2 protein-coding genes are annotated in these 22,406 nt (G+C 48.0%); both read left to right on the top strand.

Annotated elements, in window-relative coordinates; genetic code table 11:
* The first annotated feature begins 43 nt into the window (after positions 1-43).
* Positions 44-13,441 (top strand): SDR family NAD(P)-dependent oxidoreductase, encoded by a 13,398-nt coding sequence (locus PPM_RS16720; RefSeq protein WP_013371933.1) that lies wholly within the window; start codon positions 44-46, stop codon positions 13,439-13,441.
* A gap of 31 nt (positions 13,442-13,472) precedes the next feature.
* Positions 13,473-22,361: a type I polyketide synthase gene (locus tag PPM_RS16715; protein ID WP_013371932.1), complete on the top strand. Its 8,889-nt coding sequence runs from the start codon at positions 13,473-13,475 to the stop codon at positions 22,359-22,361.
* Positions 22,362-22,406 lie beyond the last annotated feature (45 nt).

The following is a 22,406-nucleotide window of genomic DNA, read 5'->3' as shown; positions in this document are numbered from 1 at the left end:
ACACGATATTCGTCCTATTTCATACAGCTAGGAGGGCATTTTTATGGATCCAAAAGATATTTTTCGTGCGGTACAAACAGGGGAAATAAATTCTGAAGATGCCGAAAAACAATTGCTCCAATTTATGGGCGGGCTCTCGGATGAATTTTTGGAAGAATCATTGGCAGCTCGATCAGAGGAATCATCATTAGAGGAATTGTCTCTTTCGCTACAGCCATTGGACAGTTTTCACGGACCGGAAAAGGAGAGCAATGGCGAAACGGAAGTGCCGCCTGTGGTTCAACTGCAGGAATTTGAGCATGGCATTGTCCTGTTAACAATGAAGGATACAGTGCACAAAAATACATTTTCCAATGAACTGATTATAGGCCTGAATCAGGCGTTCGAAACGGTGCAGGCTAACGAAAATTATAAAGTTGTGATTCTGACGGGGTACGACACCTACTTTGCCACAGGAGGTACACAGGAGGGACTGCTGGCAATTCATGAGGGAAAGGCGAAATATAGCGATACCAATGTTTACAAGATTGCACTGGATTGCAAGCTACCGGTCATTGCCGCTATGCAGGGACATGGGATTGGTGCAGGCTGGTGCATGGGGATGTTTTGCGATTTTATCGTGATGAGTAGAGAAAGCATCTACACCACTAATTTTATGAAATACGGCTTCACTCCTGGTGCGGGCTCAACTCTCATTTTTCCTGAAAAATTCGGAGTTAGCATGGCGCAGGAAATTTTATTCACAGGTACTAGATATAGCGGTTCAGAACTGGAGTCCAAAGGGACTCCTTTTCCTGTTCTGCCGAGAAACGAAGTGGTACCGTACGCTATGCAGCTGGCAAGAAAATTGTCCGAATCGCCAAGAGAATCATTGATTGAGCTGAAAAACCATATGGCTCAGCCGATAAGAGAAAAGCTGGCGGCGACGATTGAAAAAGAAATAAAAATGCAGGACAAAACGTTTGTGAATCAGCAAGAAGTCAAGGAACGGATTCAAACGGCCTACGGACAGCAGTCGAATAGCGATGATACGCACAAACCGCTCAAGCAGGCTGATCTGAAAAAAAACGTGTCCCGTATACCGCATGGTCAGGAGAAGGATTCGATCGCAATTATTGGCATGGCGGGGCAGTTCCCCAAATCCAAAACATTGACTGAATTCTGGGATAACCTGGCTCAAGGCAGGGATTGTATATCGGAAATTCCTTCAACACGCTGGTCCATTGATGATTATTATGATACTGATCCCAAGGTTGAGGGGAAAACCTATAGCAAGTGGATGGGTGTGCTAGAGGATATAGATCGATTTGACCCGTTGTTCTTTAATATATCTCCTGCGGAAGCAGAGATGATGGACCCTCAACAGCGTCTATTTCTGGAAAGTAGCTGGAAATGCATTGAAGATGCAGGTTTAAATCCTGCCTCACTGTCGGGGAGCCGTTGCGGTGTTTTTGTAGGTTGTGCAGCTAGTGATTATGGAAGGTCCATGAGCGGACAGGGGTTGAACGCGCAGGTTCTTATAGGAGGAGCGCCTTCCATTTTATCGGCCCGGATTTCGTATTTACTGAATTTGAAGGGCCCTTCTCTGGCGATTGATACCGCATGCTCTTCCTCTCTGGTAGCTATTGCTGAAGCTTGCAACAGCCTTGTTTTAGAAACAAGCGATCTTGCTTTGGCGGGCGGAGTAATGATTATGGCAGGACCGGGGATGCATGTTATGACCAGCAAAGCAGGAATGTTGTCCAAGGATGGACGATGCTTTACTTTTGATGCCCGTGCAAACGGTTTTGTCCCCGGAGAAGGGGTTGGCGTTGTTTTATTAAAACGGCTCTCTGATGCAATCAGGGACAAGGACTCCATCCATGGGGTTATCCGAGGCTGGGGAATGAATCAGGATGGGAAAACCAACGGCATCACCGCTCCAAGTGTAAATTCACAGATTTCGCTCGAAAGAGAGGTTTACCAACGGTTTAATATTAATCCTGAAACCATCTCTCTGGTAGAGGCCCATGGGACAGGCACCAAGCTGGGCGATCCTATCGAAGTGGAAGGACTTACCGAATCTTTCCGATCCTATACGAGCAAAAAGGGCTATTGCGCGCTGGGATCGCTGAAAAGCAATATGGGACATATGCTGACTGCGGCCGGAGTGGCCGGGGTAATGAAAGTACTCCTGGCTATGAAACACCAGCAATTGCCGCCAACGATCAATTTTGAAGCCTTAAATGAACATATTTCTTTGGAGGAAAGCCCGTTTTACATTAACACCGGGCTACAAAAGTGGGAGTCAAAACCGGGGACACCCCGGCGTGCAAGCGTAAGTGCTTTTGGGTTTAGCGGCACTAACGCACATATGGTTATTGAAGAATATGTGCCTGTAGCCTCTGAGATGAAGCTGGACCCAGTCGATCAAGACAACCCAGTGCTATTTGTACTGTCTGCCAAAAGCGAACAAGCCTTGAAAGCCTATGCAGCTGACATGATGGACTTTGTTAAATTGCACGAAAATGCTAATTTGTCGGACCTGACTTATACCCTTCAAGTGGGCAGAGATGCCATGAACTGGCGCCTCGCGTTTTTGACAGATTCAAGAGGAAATCTGATCGATGAGCTGGAGCATTTTGTGAATGGAAACTCATCGGATAAGGTGTTAACCGGACAGGTAGACGATGCTAGAGACGGAATTGAACTTTTTGATTCTGACGAAGACACCGGGACCCTCGTTCGGACCTGGCTTCAGAATAGAAGACTTGATAAGGTGGCCAAATTATGGGCCAATGGCGCAAGTATTGAATGGGATGCACTTTATGGAGAAATTAAGCCTCAGCGAATCAGTCTACCGACCTATCCTTTCGAGAGGGAACGCTATTGGTTGTCTGAGACAGACATGGGGCAGGAGAATATAAACCCGGTTATGGCCGCCCAAATCCACCCTTTGCTGCATCAAAATACTTCCGATCTCTCTGGGCAGCGCTACGACTCCACCTTTACAGGCCGGGAATTTTTCCTAGCGGATCACCGAATCCTAGGCCAACCGACATTACCCGGGGTGGCTTACCTTGAAATGGTGCGAGCGGCCGTAGAAGAAGCAGCGGGGGATGTTATGGAGGGTGAGACTCATATACAGCTGAAAAATGTAGTATGGGCTCAGCCCATCGTTGTAGCTAACAAACCAGTCAGGGTGCACACCAGCCTATATCCTCAGGAAGATGGAGCGATTGCGTTTGAAATATATAGCAGAGTGGGAGAAGACGCCGAAGGTATTATACACAGCCAGGGGATAGCTGTGTTGGAGAGAAGCGGTGAGTCGCAGTATCTGGACCTGAATGTCTTACAGGCAGAATGTATTCGCAGTTCACTATCTTCAAGCCAATGCTATGAAGCTTTCAGAACCATGGGAATAGACTATGGCCCGGGACATCGGGGAATAGAGACCATCTTTCAGGGAAAGGATTACGTGCTGGCAAAGCTGTCCCTTCCATCCAATGTATCTCATACCCAAAGTGAATTTGTATTGCATCCGGCTTTGATGGATTCAGCCTTGCAGGCCACAATCGGCTTGGTGATGGATCGGGAAGAACATGTGCCTGAGGGCAAGCTCTCAGTACCCTTTGCCTTGCACGAACTGAAAATATTCGAAAAATGCACTTCTGTGATGTGGGCCCGGATTTCCAGACAAGCGAATGAGGAGACACTAAATGGATTGAGCATGGTACATATCGATCTCTGTGACGAGACCGGAAAGATTTGTGTGCAGCTCAAAGGGCTCTCATCCAGAGAGCTGGAAGAAGGAGTAGCGCAAGCAGACTTCGTTGAGCATGTGGGCACACTCATGCTGGAGCCGGTCTGGGAGGAGAAGGCAGTCCCCGCAGGAGAGAACGCGTTCGACGATATACGGCACATTGTGATCCTGTGCGAATTTGAAGGTATCGCCGGGGAGGATATTGCAGCTCGCATGGACGGTACTCGCTGCATTGTTTTACAGTCCTCAAGTACTGACTTGGATGCGCGGTTTGAAGACTACACTATTCAGATATTTGAAGAATTGCAAACTATGATGCTGGACATACACAAACCAAAAACTTTGCTGCAAATTGCAGTCCCTGCCCGAAATGATCAACAGGTCTATTCCGGGTTCTTTGCCATGCTGCAAACCGCCCAAAAAGAAAACCCGAGTATCATGGGTCAACTGCTAGAGCTTGATGCCAAAGATGGCCCTGAGGGGATTATTGAAAAATTACAAGAGAACCGATACAGCCAGTACAACGAACGGATACGATATCATGGCGACAAGCGACAGGCTTTAAAGTGGCAAGAAATTGAAACCTTGTGCGAAGATCCAGTCCGGCCATGGAAAGATGGAGGGACCTATCTCATCACTGGCGGTCTAGGCGGTCTGGGACTGATTTTTGCCAGAGACATCGTGTGCAATGTGAAAAACTCCACCGTCGTACTGGCAGGACGATCACCTCTGTCAGCGGATAAACAGTCCTTGTTAAGTGAATTGGAAGCGCGGGAAGGTCATATAGAGTACAGACAGGTGGATGTGGGTCAAAAGGAAGCGGTCACCGAGTTAATTAATGGCATCGTCGAGCAATTTGGCGGTCTTAACGGTATTTTACACACAGCAGGAGTGATACGGGACAACTTCATCATCAAAAAGACGATAGAAGAAGTTAGAGAAGTGCTGACTCCCAAAGTCTCAGGGTTGATCCATCTGGATCAGGCCAGCAGAGCCCTGCCTCTCGATTTCTTTATCCTGTTTTCTTCCGGCGCCGGAAGTCTTGGTAATGTAGGACAGATTGATTACTCTGCTGCCAATGGTTTTATGGATGCTTATGCTTCTTATCGAAATGCCTTGGTGGCAGGCAAGCAGCGCCATGGGCACACGCTGTCGATCAACTGGCCGTTGTGGAAAGACGGGGGCATGCATGTCGATGGGGAAACGGAAAAGGCGATGCAAGGTCTGGGCATGATTGCCATGGAAACAGAGAATGGAATAAAGGCTTTGTATCAAAGCTTATCTTCCGGTAAAAGCCAGGTCATGGTTATCGAAGGGTATCCTCAAACGATTAAGGCGGCCATCCTTGGACAGTCTTCAGGAACAGAAATTTCAGGCCGTTCCGGATTGGAAGACGGGGAAGCCGCGGTTATCGGCGAAGAATGGCTAAAAGAAAAAGCTGAAGACTATTTGAAAACATTGCTTTCGGCTGTAATCAAGCTGCCGGCTGAAAGTATAAATGTAAACGCGCCTATGGACAGGTATGGGATTGATTCCATATTGGTCATGCAGCTCACGAATGAATTGGAAAAAACGTTTGGCTCACTGCCGAAGACATTATTTTTTGAATACCATAATCTCCGCTCATTAACTGGCTATTTCCTGGAATCGCATCGCGGCCGGCTGGTAGACGTTTTAAAAGCGCAGGAGAAGAATATAGCTCCTCACAAAGTAGCGAACAAACCTGCAAAAGCAGCAATAGAGCCTTTGGCTTCGTTAGCTGCGGGTCGCAAACGTACATGGCCTCTCCCGACAAGTACGCAGCCCCATCGTGAAAAGAAGGGCTTGGAGATTGCCATTATCGGGGTATCGGGAAGATATCCGGGGGCAGCAGATATCGACGAGTTCTGGAGAAATCTAAGGGATGGGAAGGATTCCATCACTGAGATTCCCAAGGAGCGTTGGGACCACAGCCTGTACTTTAATGAAACTAAAGGTAAGCTCGGGAAAACCTACAGCAAGTGGGGAGGGTTTATCGACGGAGTGGACTGGTTTGACCCATTGTTTTTCAACATTTCGCCAAGAGAAGCTGAAACGATGGACCCTCAGGAGCGCCTATTCCTAGAATGCGTGTATGAAACCATAGAGAATGCGGGCTATACGCGTGAAACTCTTTGTGCAGACCGGGGACTTGGCGGCATGGAAGGCAATGTTGGCGTTTATGTCGGAGTGATGTATCACGAATATCAGCTTTATGGAGCCCAGGAACAAGCCAAAGGGAATATGCTCGGGCTTCTCGGGAATGCTTCGGCGGTTGCCAACCGTGTATCGTATTTTTGTAATTTTCATGGACCAAGTATCGCTGTGGATACCATGTGCTCTTCGTCACTGACAGCAATCCATATGGCTTGTCACGGGTTGCAGCATGGAGAATGTGAACTGGCGGTTGCAGGGGGAGTTAACGTTTCTGTCCATCCCAACAAATATCTACTACTCGGACAGGGAAGCTTTGCATCAAGCAATGGGCGGTGTGAAAGCTTCGGACAGGGTGACGGATATGTGCCAGGAGAAGGAGTCGGGGCTTTGCTGCTCAAGCCGTTGGCCAAAGCTATAGCAGATGGAGACCGGGTATATGGCATCATAAAAGGTACTGCAGTGAATCACGGAGGTAAGACCAATGGATATACCGTACCCAACCCCAACGCACAGGCTAGCGTGATTGGGCAGGCCATTCAGGAGGCGGGAATCAACCCTAGAACCATTAGCTATATAGAGGCGCATGGGACAGGAACTCCTCTGGGTGATCCGATTGAAATTGCGGGCTTACAAAAGGTGTTCCGGGAATATACCAGAGACAAGCAGTTCTGTTCAATCGGGTCTGCCAAGTCTAATATCGGACATTGTGAGAGCGCAGCTGGTATTGCCGCGGTGACAAAGGTGCTGTTGCAGTTGAAAAATAAACAATTGGTACCTTCGCTGCATTCAAGCAAGTTAAATCCCAATATCGATTTTAGTGATAGCCCTTTTAAAGTTCAGCAGGAATTAGAGGAATGGAAAAGACCTGTCGTATCCATCGATGGCGAAATCAGGGAATACCCAAGGCTGGCAGGAGTCTCGGCCTTCGGGGCAGGCGGATCTAACGCTCATGTGGTAATCGAAGAATACATTCCAGCAGAGACTGCTCAGCTGCAAGCTGCTCCTGCGTCGCTTAATCCTGCCATGATTGTGCTATCGGCCAAGAACAAGGAAAGACTGAACGAGCAGGCCCAAAGATTGCTATCTGCCATCAGAGAGCTGAATGACCCGCGTATAGGTCTCGCAGATATCGCCTACACGTTGCAGATCGGACGAGAAGCGATGGAAGAACGGCTTGCGATCATTGCCACCTCCATCCAAGAGCTGGATTGGAAATTGGAAAGCTTCCTGCTGAAAAAGGAAGGTATAGAAGAGCTGTATAGAGGACAGGTAAAGCGCAACAAAGGAGTATTGGTCACTCAGGAAATCGATGAGGATATGGCTAAAATGGTGGGTGCATGGGTGAGCAAAGGTAAATATGGAAAACTCGCCGAGCTTTGGGCGACGGGATTGCTGTTGGACTGGAACAGGCTTTATGGGGAAGTGAAGCCTCGCAGGATTAGTTTGCCAACCTATCCTTTTGCCAGGGAAAGCTATTGGGTGCCCGTAAACCAGGTAAAGATCGATGGCATGACAGCCGCTCTCGGTCAGTCTACATTTTTGTCACCTTTACTGCATCACAACACTTCAAACTTCTTGAAGCAGCGGTTCAGCTCAACGTTTACAGGCGAGGAGTTTTTCCTCAGGGATCATACGGTAAAAGGCCAACGGGTTCTACCAGGTGTCGCTTATCTTGAGATAGTGCGGGCGGCTGTGGAACGCTCTATAGGAGATGAGGACAACTGCGCAACAGGAATCCGGTTGAAAAATGTAAACTGGATTCGGCCAATTGTGGTGGAAGATCGGCCATTCTCAGTACACACCGGACTATTCTTGGAAGACGCCGGAAAAATCAGCTTTGAAGTGTATAGTGAGCAAGAAGGAAGCAATATCGGACATACCGTGCACAGCCAGGGCAATGCGGTGCAGTTTAACGTGGAACAAAAGCTAGTGCTTAACCTTGAGGCATTACAGGCAGAATTTGATCCACACGGATTTGAGGGGGCGCGCTGCTACGATATCTTCCAAAAAATCGGGATGGATTACGGCCCAGCCTTCAAATGTGTGGAGAAAGTGTACTCACGTCCGGGCAAGGTACTGGTCAAGCTGGCACTGCCCTCCATGCTCTCTGATTCGGCTGACAGCTTTGTTCTTCACCCTAGCTTAATGGATGCGGCCTTGCATGCATCGATCGGATTAATCATGGGGCAAGATGGAGGGCTACCGGACAGCAAGGTACCAAATACCCCTTCTATGCCATTCGCTCTTCAAGAGGTCGAAATCCATGGGGGATGCACCCAGAATATGTGGTCGTTGATTCAATACAGCGAGGGCAGTAAGAAAGAGGACAAGGTACAGAAGCTCAATATCGACTTATGTGATGAGGAAGGGAACGTTTGTGTCAGAATAACGGGACTATCCACCCGGGCGCTGGACGGAGATATCCGCACTGAGCATGCACAAGGTGTAGTCGCAGGAGATCATGCCGCCGATCCGCTTGTAGGAGCCGTTATGCTCATCCCCAAATGGGACCCGGTTGCGCTTAAAAAAGATACAGCTTTCCCATCGTCGATAGACCGAATGGTCATTGCAGGTGGTACAGACAAAGATAGACAGGCTATCCGGGAATACTATCCGAAGGCGCATTTTTTGGAGCTACAGGCGCAGGATTCCATAGAAACGGTTGCCTCAAAGGTCGAAGAATATGGAGCAGTTGACCACATTTTGTGGATTGCACCTTGTAGTTCCGTCGAATCGGTCACTGCTGAATCCTTGATTGACGAACAGAAGCCAGGAGTCTTGCTCTTCTTTAGATTAGTCAAGGCGCTGCTCCTACTGGGGTATGGAACGAAAAAGCTAGGCTGGACAACTATAACCACCCAGGCTCAGTCGATCGATCAGGATGATACAGTCCACCCGGCCCACGCAAGTTTCCATGGGTTGGTAGGCACGATGGCCAAAGAATATCCGAACTGGAAGGTTCGTATTATAGACCTGCAATCCGACTATGACTGGCCGTTATCCGAACTATTTACGCTGCCTTCAGACCGTCAGGGACGGATGTGGGTTTTCAGAGGCGGGCAGTGGTATCGCCAGCAGCTGATTCCGTTTAAACAGACTCCAGGCTCAAACGGACAGACGCTGTACAAAACCGGAGGCGTCTATGTGGTTATCGGTGGTGCAGGCAACATCGGAGTGGCATGGAGCAAGTATATGGCTTCGACCTATCAGGCCCAGATGGTGTGGATAGGCAGAAGGCCAAAGGATGCATCCATCCAGGCTAAATTGGACGAATTTAAAGGCCACGGGCCTGTTCCATGCTATATTACGGCAGATGCAGCAGATGAAAGGTCGCTGCAGGGAGCATATGAGGAGATAAAGCAGCGTTACTCCAAGATCAACGGCGTAGTTCACTCTGCCATTGCCTTTTTGGAGAAGGGATTGGAAGACTTGACGGAGGAAGGGCTCCGGTCCGGGCTTTCGGCAAAGGTCGATGTCAGTGTACGCATGGCTCAGGTCTTCCAAAATGAACCGCTGGATTTCGTGTTGTTTTTCTCTTCCATTATTGCCTATGTAAAAAACCCGGGACAAAGTAGCTATGCTGCCGGATGTACCTTTAAGGATGCGTTTGCGCAGCGGCTCTCACAGGAATGGCGTTGTCCGGTGAAAGTCATGAACTGGGGATACTGGGGGAACGACGAGAACAATGCTTCCCAAGACAGGCAGCAAGAGGTGGAAAATTACTCAAGACTAGCGCAGATCGGTGTTGGACTTATTGAGCCTCAAGAGGGGATGGAGGCACTTGAGACGTTGCTTGCTTCCCCGCTGAATCAAGTAGGGCTGATGAAAACAACAAAACATCTAGATTTGGAAGGGACTAATCCGGCGGAAGCCATTGACCTGTACCCGCACAACACGGATCCCGATCTTCGGGATATACAAGAAAGTATTGCTGCTATGATCAAATCAAAAGTCCAGTTTGCCGAGGACTATGCGGCAGAGGATGCTGGCAGCCTGCAGGAAAGGGAATTGGAACACCTATTGTGCAAACTAATGCAGGGGCAACTTTTGTCTATGGGGCTGTCAGGGACAGATCGTCAGTCTGTCGACGAGTTTAAACATAAGCATGGGCTGCCTGAGTTATATGGCAAATGGCTAGGAGAGAGCGTAAAGATTTTGGCACGGATGAATGATGCCCTTACAGGTGGAAATGATTCCAGCTCGACTTATAGAGAGGATGTCTGGCAGGAATGGGAAGAGCACAAGCACACATGGCTGAAATATCCGCAGATGCGAGCAAGGGTACATTTGGTTGAGACAACGCTGCGGGCTTTGCCTGAAATTATTACCGGCAAATGTCCTGCCACGGAAATCATGTTCCCCAATTCCTCTATGGAGCTGGTGGAAGGGATTTATAAGAACAGTCTGGTCGCCGACTATTTTAATGAAGTTCTTTCCGATACGATTGCCGCCTATGTTCAGCAGAGAATTATGAACAACTCCGCTGCAGAAATCAGAATTGTCGAAATCGGAGCAGGCACCGGAGGAACCAGCAGCGCCGTATTTCTCAAATTACGGCCATATCGCAAACACATTCAGGAATATTGTTATACCGATATTTCGAAGGCCTTTTTGATGCACGCAGAAAAAGAGTATGGGCCAGACAATCCGTATCTCAGTTATCGAATATTTAATGTGGAAGAACCTATTGCTGGACAAGGTATTGATGCGGGTAAATATGATATTGTCATTGCTGCCAATGTACTTCATACGGCAAAAGATATCCGCCAGGCATTGCGCAATGCGAAAGCGGTTTTGAAAAGCAACGGCCTGCTTCTGTTAAATGAACTCATGGGCAGCAGTGTGTTTACCCATCTTACCTTCGGATTGCTGGATGGCTGGTGGGCTTATGAGGATTCGGAATTGCGTATTCCCGGCTGCCCTGGGCTGTATCCTCACGTATGGAAAAGCGTATTGGCCAAAGAAGGCTTTCACACAGCGTTCTTCCCAGCGCAGGAGGCGCATGATTGGGGCCAGCAGATCGTTGCAGCCCAAAGCGATGGCTTGGTTCGGCAAAAGCGACATCCAAAGCAGAAAACCATATCGATAGAGAATAGGACTGTTGAAGCAGGATCAATGAAACAATCAGCTCAGCCCAAAAGAGAGGCAGTACAGGCAGAATCAGAAAATGTGCTGCGCAGCAAAAGTACGGCCTACTTTAAAAATTTACTTGGCGAAACACTAAAAATGGAACCGGGAAGCATCGACTCTACGGTTGCCCTGGAAGAGTACGGGATCGACTCGATATTGGTTGTGCAAATCACCAATGTTTTGCGTGAGGTCATCGAGGATTTTGCCAGCACCCTGTTTTTTGAGTACAACACCATAGATGATCTGGTAGCGTACCTGCTTCAAACGCAAAGGGATTCGTTGAAGAAGCTGGTAGGTATGAAGGAGACAGAGATGAGCGAAGAAACTTCCAGAGTGGTAGAGGTACCTGCTCCACAGGTAATCGATATGGCCCCAATGAGCTTTGTACGGGAAGGACGCTTCCTTAAGCCGTCTGTCAGCAAAGGTGAGAAGCCGAAGGAGCACTCCTCTAATATCAGAGATGTTGCGATTGTGGGCTTGTCAGGGCGCTATCCAGGAGCTCGTAATGTAGAGGAATATTGGAACAACCTAAAAGAGGGCAAAAACTGCATCACTGAAATTCCGAAAGACCGTTGGGATTGGAAGACCTACTTTGACGAAGAAAAAGGAAAACGAGGCACCATCTATACGAAATCAGGCGGCTTTATCGATGGAATTGATTTATTTGATCCGCTATTTTTCAAGATTTCTCCTGCAGAAGCTGAAACTATGGACCCGCAAGAACGGCTCTTTCTGGAAGCCGCATATGCAAGTATTGAGGATGCCGGATATACCCCTGCCAATCTTTGTGAGAGTCGAAAAGTGGGCGTATTTGCGGGCGTAATGAATGGGAATTACGGTTTGGGACCTCAATACAATTCCATTTCCAATCGGATATCCTATCATTTGGATTTCCAAGGTCCAAGTATGACTATCGATACCGCTTGTTCTTCCTCATTGACGGCGATCCATCTAGCTTTGGAAAGTCTGTATAGCGGTATCAGCGAGTGCGCTATTGTCGGAGGGGTCAATTTGATCGTAGACCCAATCCACTATATCAAGCTGTCAGCAATGACGATGCTTTCCAAAAGTGGCGAATGTAAGTCGTTTGGAGACCAAGCGGATGGATTCGTTGATGGGGAGGGCGTCGGCGCTATCGTGTTAAAGCCGCTGGAGAAGGCCATTGCAGACGGTGATCATATTTATGGTGTCATCAAAGGGAGCATGCTCAATGCTTCAGGTAAAACCAGTGGTTATACAGTGCCTAGCCCTCAAGCTCAATCTCAGCTGATCGAGGCGGCGCTCCAGCGTTCGAATGTTGATGCAAGAACCATCAGTTATATTGAAGCCCATGGAACCGGCACGGCTTTGGGAGATCCTATTGAAATTGCAGGATTGACCAGGGCTTTTGAGAAATTCACACAAGACAAGCAGTTCTGCGCCATAGGGTCGGTCAAATCCAATATTGGTCACACTGAGAGCGCAGCAGGCATTGCAGGAGTAACTAAAATATTGTTGCAGCTTAAGCATCGCCAGTTAGTACCATCTTTACATTCTAGGAAGTTGAATCGTGAAATTCATTTCACCAATACTCCTTTTGTCGTTCAGCAGAGCCTAGAAGAATGGAAGAGACCGGTAATTACAACGGATGGAATCACTGAAGAGTATCCGAGACGGGCTGGAATATCGTCTTTCGGTGCAGGAGGGGCCAACGCTCATATCGTGATTGAAGAGTATATTCCCGAGGTCCAGGAGCCATCAGGAATAGAATCTGCTTCTCAGGGACCTGCCATGATCGTGCTATCAGCCAAGAGTGAGGAGCAGCTTAAGGAAAAAGGACGACAATTGCTTGAGGCTCTTCAGGGTCAGTTATCCTCTGCTAGCATATTGGATATTGCCTATACGCTCCAGGTGGGACGCGAACCGATGGAGGAGCGTCTAGCCATGCTTGTGGATTCGATCACAGATCTTGAGGAGAAATTAAAGGAATTTGTGGCCGGACGCCACCACATGCTCAACCTGTATAGAGGTCAGGTGAAGCGCAACAAAGAAGCGTTGTCCATTTTTACGGGGGACGAAGACCTGCAGCAACTGATTGAACATTGGATTTCCAAAAGGAAATATACAAAGCTTCTGGAGCTGTGGGCCAAAGGGCTAAATTTGGATTGGAACAAACTTTATACTGGCAAGGTACCTCGCCGTATCAGCTTGCCAACCTATCCATTTGCAAAAGAGCATTACTGGACTTCTGAAAGCAAGGATCAATTAAAAGCCCATGCATTACTGCCGCAAAATGAAAGCAATGTAGATTTTGATGATCAATTGTGTGGCAGACTCTTGGATGAAATGATGAACGATGCCATGTCTGTTGATGAGGCTGCCAACGAAATCTTCAATATATTCACACGTAAATGAGAAGTTTCTACATGCTGGGAGGCAATCGAAGATGAAGGACTTTTTTCAAAATATTCTGGGCGAGGTAAAAAGCGGACGGATGCAGAAAGAGGAGGCTATTTTCAGAATACGCCAAGTTCAAGCTCAAATGGCTTCACACGGTACCCTGCAAAGCAAAGCAGGGGCCGAGGCGGGGGCCCTGGCGAATACAGGAATTCTTATGCTTGAGCCTTCATGGAAAGAGCAAGCTGCACTCCAAAAAGCGACTCTCCCTGAATTTAGCCAACATCTGGTGGTGCTTTGCGAACTCGATCATATCTCGGAGCGAAGCATTGAAGCGCTCTTAAAAGGAACCCGATGCATCAAGCTCCATGCCGGTCAAACCGGCATGGATGAACGCTTTCAGGGCTATGCCCTTCAACTGCTTGCGGAAGTGCAAATGCTCCTCAAAGAGAACTTGAGGGGCAGCGTACTGATACAGATTGCTGCTTCCTCCCAAAGCGGACAGCAGCTCTTTGCTGGGCTTTTGGGATTGCTGCAAACAGCCGAAAAGGAAAACCCAAAAATCGTAGGGCAATTCGTTGAATTGGAAGCTACAGGTTTGGAAGAGATCGTTGAGAAATTAAAAGAGAACAGCCAATACCCCAAAGACAAAAGGATACAGTATGAGAACGGTAAACGTCTGGTTCTCAGCTGGAATGAAATGAAAGCCCCTAAAACTCCGGGAAGAGTGCCCTGGAAAGATCGGGGGATTTATTTGATTACGGGCGGTGCAGGAGGATTAGGACTTGTTTTTGCGAGAGATATCGCCCGGCGAGTCCAAGAAGCTACGCTAGTCCTGGTAGGGCGTTCAATACTTGACGAAGGCAAGCAGACCATACTGGAGGAGTTGAAGGTGCTGGGAGCCCGCGTAGAGTACAAACGAGCGGACGTATCCCGAAAGGAAGAGGTCTCGCAACTGATCCTAAAGATCCAAGAGGAGCATGGAGGGCTTGATGGCATCCTCCATAGTGCAGGGGTGATACAGGATCGTTTTATCATTCATAAGACGCAGGAAGAGTTCAAGGAAGTAATGGCTCCCAAAGTAGCCGGATTGGTCAACCTGGATCAGGCGACGAAGGAGCTAGACCTTGATTTCTTCATTTTCTTCTCATCCATCGCAGGGATTATGGGCAATCCTGGTCAGGCCGATTATGCTGCAGCAAATGCGTTTATGGATGCCTATGCCTTATATCGAAACAGCCTCGTCTCTTCCAAGGAACGCAAAGGGCAGACGCTGTCTGTCAATTGGCCGCTCTGGAAGGATGGAGGAATGCATGCGGATGCCGAAACGGAGATGGTTTGGCAAAGTATTGGCATGGTGGCCATGCAAACTGCAAACGGCGTCAAGGCTTTATATGATAGCCTAGCCTCTGGCCAGAAGCAGGTACTGGTGATAGAGGGGGATTTGCCCAGATTGCGGAAGCATCTATTGGAGCCTCAGCCACAGGAAAAATTATATGTTGAAGAGACAGCTTCTTCACCGATAAATCCTGAGCTGCTTCTGGAAAAAACCTTGCACCAGCTTAAAGTATTGTTTGGAGAAGTGACTAAGCTGAGCATTGAAAAGATTGATGTCAGTGAGCCTTTGGAGAGCTACGGCATAGACTCCATCATGATTACAAGGCTCAACCAAAAGCTTCAAGGAGTTTTTGGTGAAATCTCGATGACCCTGTTTTTTGAATATCAGACGTTGGAAGCGGTAGCGGAATATTTTATTGCTGACTACTATGAGGAATGCGTATGGTGGACAGGACTTGGAAGACGGCTGGAGCCGGAAGAAAACTTCGTTCCCGCATCTTTGCATACTGATAGCGAATTATCATTGCCGACTCTGCCAAAGGAAGAAAACCATCATGCCAGTAGGACAGTTATAGACACAGGCAGTGTAAAACACGAACAAATAGCCATTATTGGCATGAGCGGACGATTTCCACAAGCGAAAAATATGGAGGAATACTGGAGCAATTTACAACAGGGCAAAGATTGTATTACAGAAATCCCCGCAGATCGCTGGAAGAGGGAAGGATTTTACTCTCCTAACATAAAGGAAGCTGTGGAGAAGGGCAAAAGCTATAGCAAATCTGGGGGATTTGTGGAGGATTTTGCAGATTTTGATCCTCTTTTCTTCAATATATCTCCTCGGGAAGCTATGAGTATGGACCCTCAGGAGCGGATATTCCTGGAAGAATGCTGGAAGACCTTCGAGGATGCTGGATACAGCAGAGATCAGCTTGCAGCGCAATATAATGGGCGAATCGGCGTCTTTGCAGGCATTACCGCAACAGGCTTCAATTTATACGGACCCAAGCTGTGGGAGCAAGGCAAACCGATCTTTCCTCGCACATCCTTCAGTTCGGTAGCAAATCGAATATCGTATCTCTTGAATCTGAAGGGACCTAGCTTTTCGGTCGATACCATGTGCTCATCGTCATTAACTGCAATCCATGAGGCCTGTGAGCATATCCATAACGGAGAATGCGAGATTGCCATTGCAGGAGGAGTCAACTTATATCTTCATCCTTCCAACTATGTTTTTCTAAGCACAATGCGAATGCTATCGCCAGAGGGACGGTGCAAGAGCTTTGGTGAAGGAGGAAATGGATTTGTCCCTGGTGAAGGTGCGGGTGTTGTGCTGCTCAAACCTTTATCTCGTGCCATTGCCGATAAGGACCATATTTATGCGGTTATTCGGGCAACTAGTATCAATCATGGCGGAAAAACAAACGGGTATACCGTGCCTAATCCGGTAGCACAGGTAGAATTGATCCGAGAAACCTTGGATAAAGCAGGCGTCAATGCTCGAACAGTCAGTTATATTGAAGCTCACGGTACAGGGACAGAACTCGGTGATCCTATTGAAATTACCGGACTTACCCAGGCTTTCAAGAAGGATACACAGGATACAGGGTTCTGTGCGATTGGCTCGGTAAAATCAAACATAGGCCATTTAGAGGCGGCCGCAGGGATTGCGGGAGTCGCTAAAATTATTCTACAAATGAAAAACCGAAAAATTGTCCCAAGCCTGCATGCCAAAGAATTGAACCCCAATATAAACTTTGCCAAAACGCCATTTACAGTTCAGCAGGGACTTGCTGAATGGAAACGTCCGATTTTGGAGAAAAACGGCGAGCAACGGGAATACCCTAGAATTGCAGGCATATCTTCCTTCGGAGCCGGAGGGTCTAATGCCCATATCGTTCTAGAAGAATACATTCCGGCAGAACAGGCTGTCTCTACTCCGCAAAAGCCGGTTGTCATTATATTGTCGGCCAAAAGTGATGAAGCATTGAAAGAGCAGGCTGTTCAGTTGACTGCTGCAATTGATAAAAATGTCTTCTCAGATAACGACCTGGTGAATGCGGCTTACACCTTGCAAATGGGGCGTGAGGCGATGGATGAGCGTCTTGCCGTGGTCGTTCAGTCAGTAGAGGAACTTAGGAACAAACTGCGGGAATTCAATGGGGGAAGACGGGATATTGCACAGCTTTATCGGGGACAGGCCAAGCGGGACAAGGAGAGCTTGGATGTAGCTCAGCTGGAAGAAGCGCTGGATGAATCCTTTGATGTCTGGAATCTAGCAGAGAAATACGGCAGAATTTCGGAATTGTGGGTCAAGGGTGTGCACGTTGACTGGAACAGACTCTACAGTGATATCCAGCCTTTCCGCATCAGTTTGCCCACATATCCCTTTGCTAGGGAACGCTACTGGATATCAGTAGATGAAGAAAAGCCCGCTGGTGTCGCTCCAGCATATCTGCACCCCTTGCTGCATCACAACACCTCCGTTCTTTCTGAGCAAAGATTTAGCTCAACCTTTAACGGTCAGGAGTTTTATCTGAATAGCTCCGTCGTTGACGGAAGACTTGTCCTGTCAGATGGAGCATGTCTTGAAATGGCACGGGCAGCGGTTGAACAGTCGTTAACAGTACAGGAGAAGGGTCAGGCAGGCATCACACTCACAGACATGGTATGGACACATACTCCTGTCATAGGAGATCGGCCGGAAATACATATAGGACTCTTTCCGGGAGATCAAGGTGGAATTGATTTTAAGATTTACAGCACACGAACCGAAGCAGGCGATCCTGTCATATACAGCGAGGGAAGTGCCGAGCTGGAGGCTTTAAGTAGAACGGAAACATTAGATATTCAGGCTTTGCAGATGGAGTGCATTGATCGTATTTCACATGGGGGAGACGATGAAGCACTGCGGACGATTGAAGTTAACTACGGTTCGGAATTCCAGTCCGCTGAGCAAGTTTATATAGGTCAGGACTTGGTACTGGCCAAGCTATCACTGCCTTCCGGTATTGCAAATACTGAAGGCCTATTTGTTGTGCATCCCTTCATAACAAGTGCTGCCCTGCAAATGCCGTTATACCTGCTTTCGAATAATGAAAATATTATGCGGTTCACCGGCATTGACTCTCGGAAAAAAATACTGCCGACTGCGATAGACAGGCTTCAAATATTTCGGGAGTGTCCGAGCGACATGTGGGCGTTGGTACGGCATGGAAGAGGAAACCAGATTGATCATAGGGCGCACAAGTTTGACATTGATTTGTGCGACGAGGCAGGCAGAATCTGTGTGCGCATAAAAGGGGTCTCCTACAAGGAAGCGGAGACTTGTGAGCAACCGCTCGGTGCAATGATGCTGCAGCCATTCTGGAAAGAACAGGCGGTTGGGGAGGAAACCATAACAACCGACTACGAACGGCATGTGGTCATACTTTGTGAGACAGATGCCATAGCTGCGTTACATGTCGAGGCTTCCTTGACAGGCGCGGAATGTATCACCCTACAAGCCCGCATGGAGGAGGTCGACCGACGCTTTGAAACATATGCTGTTCAGGTCTTTGAGAAAATACAAGGTATCCTGATTAACAAGCCTAAAGGCAAAGTGTTGGTACAAATTGTAATGATGTCTGGAAATGAAAAGCTACTTTTCTCCGGGCTGTGCGGCTTACTCAAAACAGCTCATAAGGAGAACCCAAAGTTCTATGGGCAACTGATTGAAGTAGGGGAAATGGAGAAAAATGAAAGACTCATTGAAATATTAAGATCGAGCAGTCGGCGTCCAGAGGACAGCCGCATCCGGTTTGTAGAAGGCAAACGTTGGATTCCTGCCTGGAACAAGGTCGAAATGCCGTCGATACCACAAATTCCATGGAAAGATCATGGAGTTTATCTGGTTACTGGAGGTGCCAAAGGCCTGGGTCTTATTTTTGCCAAAGAAATTGCGCGTCAGACCAAGGATGCAACTCTGATTCTGACGGGGCGTTCCATGCTGGACGAGGACAAGCTGGCCCCATTGGAAGAATTGAAGGCTTTGGGCGCCAAGGTGGAATATAGACAGGTGGATGTTACGCAGAAGGAAGCGGTGGTTGGCCTGATTGAGGACATCCAAACGGCATACGGCGGAATTAATGGCATTCTGCACAGTGCTGGAATTATCAAAGATAACTATATCATCAAAAAGACGAGCGCAGAATTTAGGGAAGTACTGGCGCCAAAGGTGGCCGGCCTAGCCCATTTGGATCAGGCCAGTAAGGACATGCCCCTAGATTTCTTTATCCTTTTTTCATCAGCTGCGGGAGTGGGCGGAAATGCGGGTCAGTCTGACTATGCTACCGCGAATGCGTTCATGGATGCATATGCTTGGTATCGTAATACCTTGGTATCCTCCTGGGAGCGTATGGGCAAAACGCTGTCGATCAATTGGCCGCTATGGAAAGAAGGCGGAATGCGGCCTGACCAGGAGACGGAGAAGGCCTTGCAGAATGTAGGTATGTTTGCGATGAGGACAGAGACTGGTATTAGTGCGTTGTATCAAAGTATAGCCTGCATATCGAATCAAGCGATGGTGGTAGAAGGAGACATTGAGCTGATCAGCAGAATGATGATTATGGAAGGACAGCTTGAAGAAAGCGGAGAAGCAGCCCGAGATCAGAGACTCGGATCAGAAGACAACATGGTTCTCTTCTCAGCAAATAAGGTAGTGTCCGTCCAAGATGAACATCTGCTGCGTGAAAAGACGGCCCATTACTTGAAGACTTTGCTGTCTTCGTCAATCGAACTGCCTGCATATCGAATTGAAGAGGATACGCCGTTGGAAAATTACGGGGTGGATTCTATCAAGTCCATGGAACTGACTGACCAGTTGGAGAAGACGTTCGATCAGGTGTCAAAGACGATATTTTTTGAATATCCGAATATTCGGAGCTTAACCGAGTATTTTTTGGAATCTCACCGAGACGAATTAATCGCTCTGTTTGGTCTGGAGCAGGCAGCAACTGTAGGTGTAAAAGCCGCCACCGCCACGGCAGCAATGGTTACAGAACTTCGACCAGGAGAAGAACAGTTGCGTGATCAGGTGACAAGTTATCTAAAAGGCTTGCTATCTTCATCTACCGGACTGCCGGAACAACGCATTGAAGAGGATAAAAACCTGGAAAACTATGGAGTTGACTCCATAAAGTCTATGGAAATAACCGATCAGCTGGAAGAAACGTTTGGATCACTGTCCAGAACGCTATTGTTTGAATATCCGAATATCCGAAGCTTAACCGAATATTTTCTGGAATCTCACCGAGACGAATTAAGCACTTTGTTTGGTCTGGATCAGGTAGCGACTGTAAGTGCAATAGCTGACACGGTTTCTGTAGCCAATGAGACAAAATCCCTGTCTAGAGAAGGGCGGCTGCGTGATCAGACGACAGGGTATCTAAAGGGCTTACTTTCCTCGTCCACCGGACTGCCGGAACAACGCATTGAAGAGGATAAAAACCTAGAGAACTATGGAGTTGACTCCATAAAGTCTATGGAAATAACCGATCAACTGGAAGAAACGTTTGGATCACTGTCCAGAACCTTACTGTTTGAATATCCAAATATCCAGAGTTTAACGGATTACTTCCTGGAATCACACTGGGATGAATTGAACGCTTTGTTTGGTGCTGAACAAGAGCTAGTTGCGGGAGCCAGCACGAAATCCATTGGCATCGTAGAACATGCAAAAGCTCCCTCTCCAATATTTCGGCACTCACCCATTTCGTCAGTGCGAGTAGAGCCTAAGGAGGCGGTCACAGGAACAGGAGCGATGGACATTGCTGTCATCGGGGTGTCCGGAAAATATCCTGGAGCGGAAAATATTCAAGAATTCTGGAGAAATCTCCAAGAGGGCAAGGACTGCATTACCGAAGTTCCCGAAGATCGCTGGGATCACGATCTTTACTTTGATAAAGAAAGAAATAAACCGGGAAAAACCTACTGCAAATGGGGGGGCTTCCTAAACCGAATAAATCCGTTGGATTCTTCTTACTTTCACCTGACCCCTCATGAGGTGAGTTTGATGGACCCAATGGAACAGCTTTTCCTGGAAATGATATGGAGCCTGCTGGAAAGTGCGGGATATACGCGAGAGGTGCTACAGAAAAAACACCAGTCCAAGGTGGGGGTCTACGTTGGTGCTACGTATCATAAATACTGCGACTGTGATACAAATACGGATGCCCCTCGGATCACATCCTTTGGTTCTGTTGCTGTCGCCAACCCCATGTCGCATTATTTCAATTTCCAGGGTCCGAGCATATCTATTGATACGATGAGCTCTTCCTCTGCAGTGGCTGTCCATATGGCATGTGAAAGCCTGATCAGAGGAGAGTGTCAAATCGCAGTAGCTGGCGGGGGAAATCTGTTGACAAGCCCCAAAAAGTATATCGAATCCAGCCAGAACAATTTGATCGGAAGCCATGAAGATAGTCGAAGCTTTGCAGATGGAGACGGATATCTTCCCGCTGAAGGAGTTGGGGCAGTTCTCTTAAAGCCGCTTCATAAGGCAGAACAGGATGGAGACTGTATTTTAGCAGTCATCAAATCTACGGCAACTAATCATGGAGGACACAGCAATGGGTATACGGTCCCTAATCCCAATGTACAGGCACAACTTGTTGAAGAGAACTTTTTGAAAGCCGGCATTCACCCCCGGACAGTCAGCTATGTAGAGGCAGCAGCCAATGGATCTACATTGGGAGACCCAATTGAGCTAGTCGCCTTGAAAAAATCATTCCAGAAATTTACGGACGAGCAGCACTTTTGTGCCATGGGATCGGTTAAATCCAATATAGGCCACGCAGAAGCAGCCTCGGGGATATCGCAGCTAACCAAGACCATATTGCAATTGTGGCATCGAAAACTGGTTCCCACCATTAAAGCGGAGAAGCTGAATCCCAATCTTACTTTCAGCAATACTCCATTTTATCTGCAGCGGGAGCTTCAGGAATGGAAGCGGCCTGTAATAGAGCTGGAAGGAGAAGCGCGGGAATTTCCGTTGCGGGCAACAGTAAGCTCCTTCGGTGCTGGGGGATCTAACGTCCATTTTATTCTGGAAGAATACATTCCTTCGCCAAAAGAAGCTGTTCAGTTGAAAGGGGCAGATCAGACAGAAGTAGTGGTTCTCTCGGACGTAAACTGGGAGCGATTGAAGGCTCTTGCGAGTCAATTGCTTGAATATGTGGAGCAGCAGAACGAGCTTTGCTTACATGATGTGGCTTTCACACTTCAGACAGGCCGCGAAGCGATGAAGTGCCGAACGGCAATCGTAGCGAGCTCGCGAGAGGAACTGCTCACTGGTCTGAGAGAGCTTATCGAATCCGTCGGCAAAGGCAACGAGCCAGAGGGAGCGTCTATTCCGATATTTATTGGGGAAGGCGGAGAAGATTCGAATACAAGTGCACTCCTTTTAGGAAAAGTAGGCGAGAAAGTTTCCCAAATTCTTTTAGAGGAGAGGAACCTGGAAAATATTGCAATGTATTGGACCCAGGGAGGCAGAATTACGTGGGAGGCGCTCCATGAGGGGCAAGCTGTTCGCAGAATTCCCTTACCGACCTCTCCGTTCTGAGCACAAATTGGGGAACTGAACACTGTCTGACGAAAAATACGAATA

Source organism: Paenibacillus polymyxa M1, assembly GCF_000237325.1.
GTDB classification, from domain to species: Bacteria; Bacillota; Bacilli; order Paenibacillales; family Paenibacillaceae; genus Paenibacillus; species Paenibacillus polymyxa_C.
The sequence above is the reverse complement of the archived record's forward strand: the minus strand, read 5'-3'. Positions and strand labels throughout refer to the sequence as shown.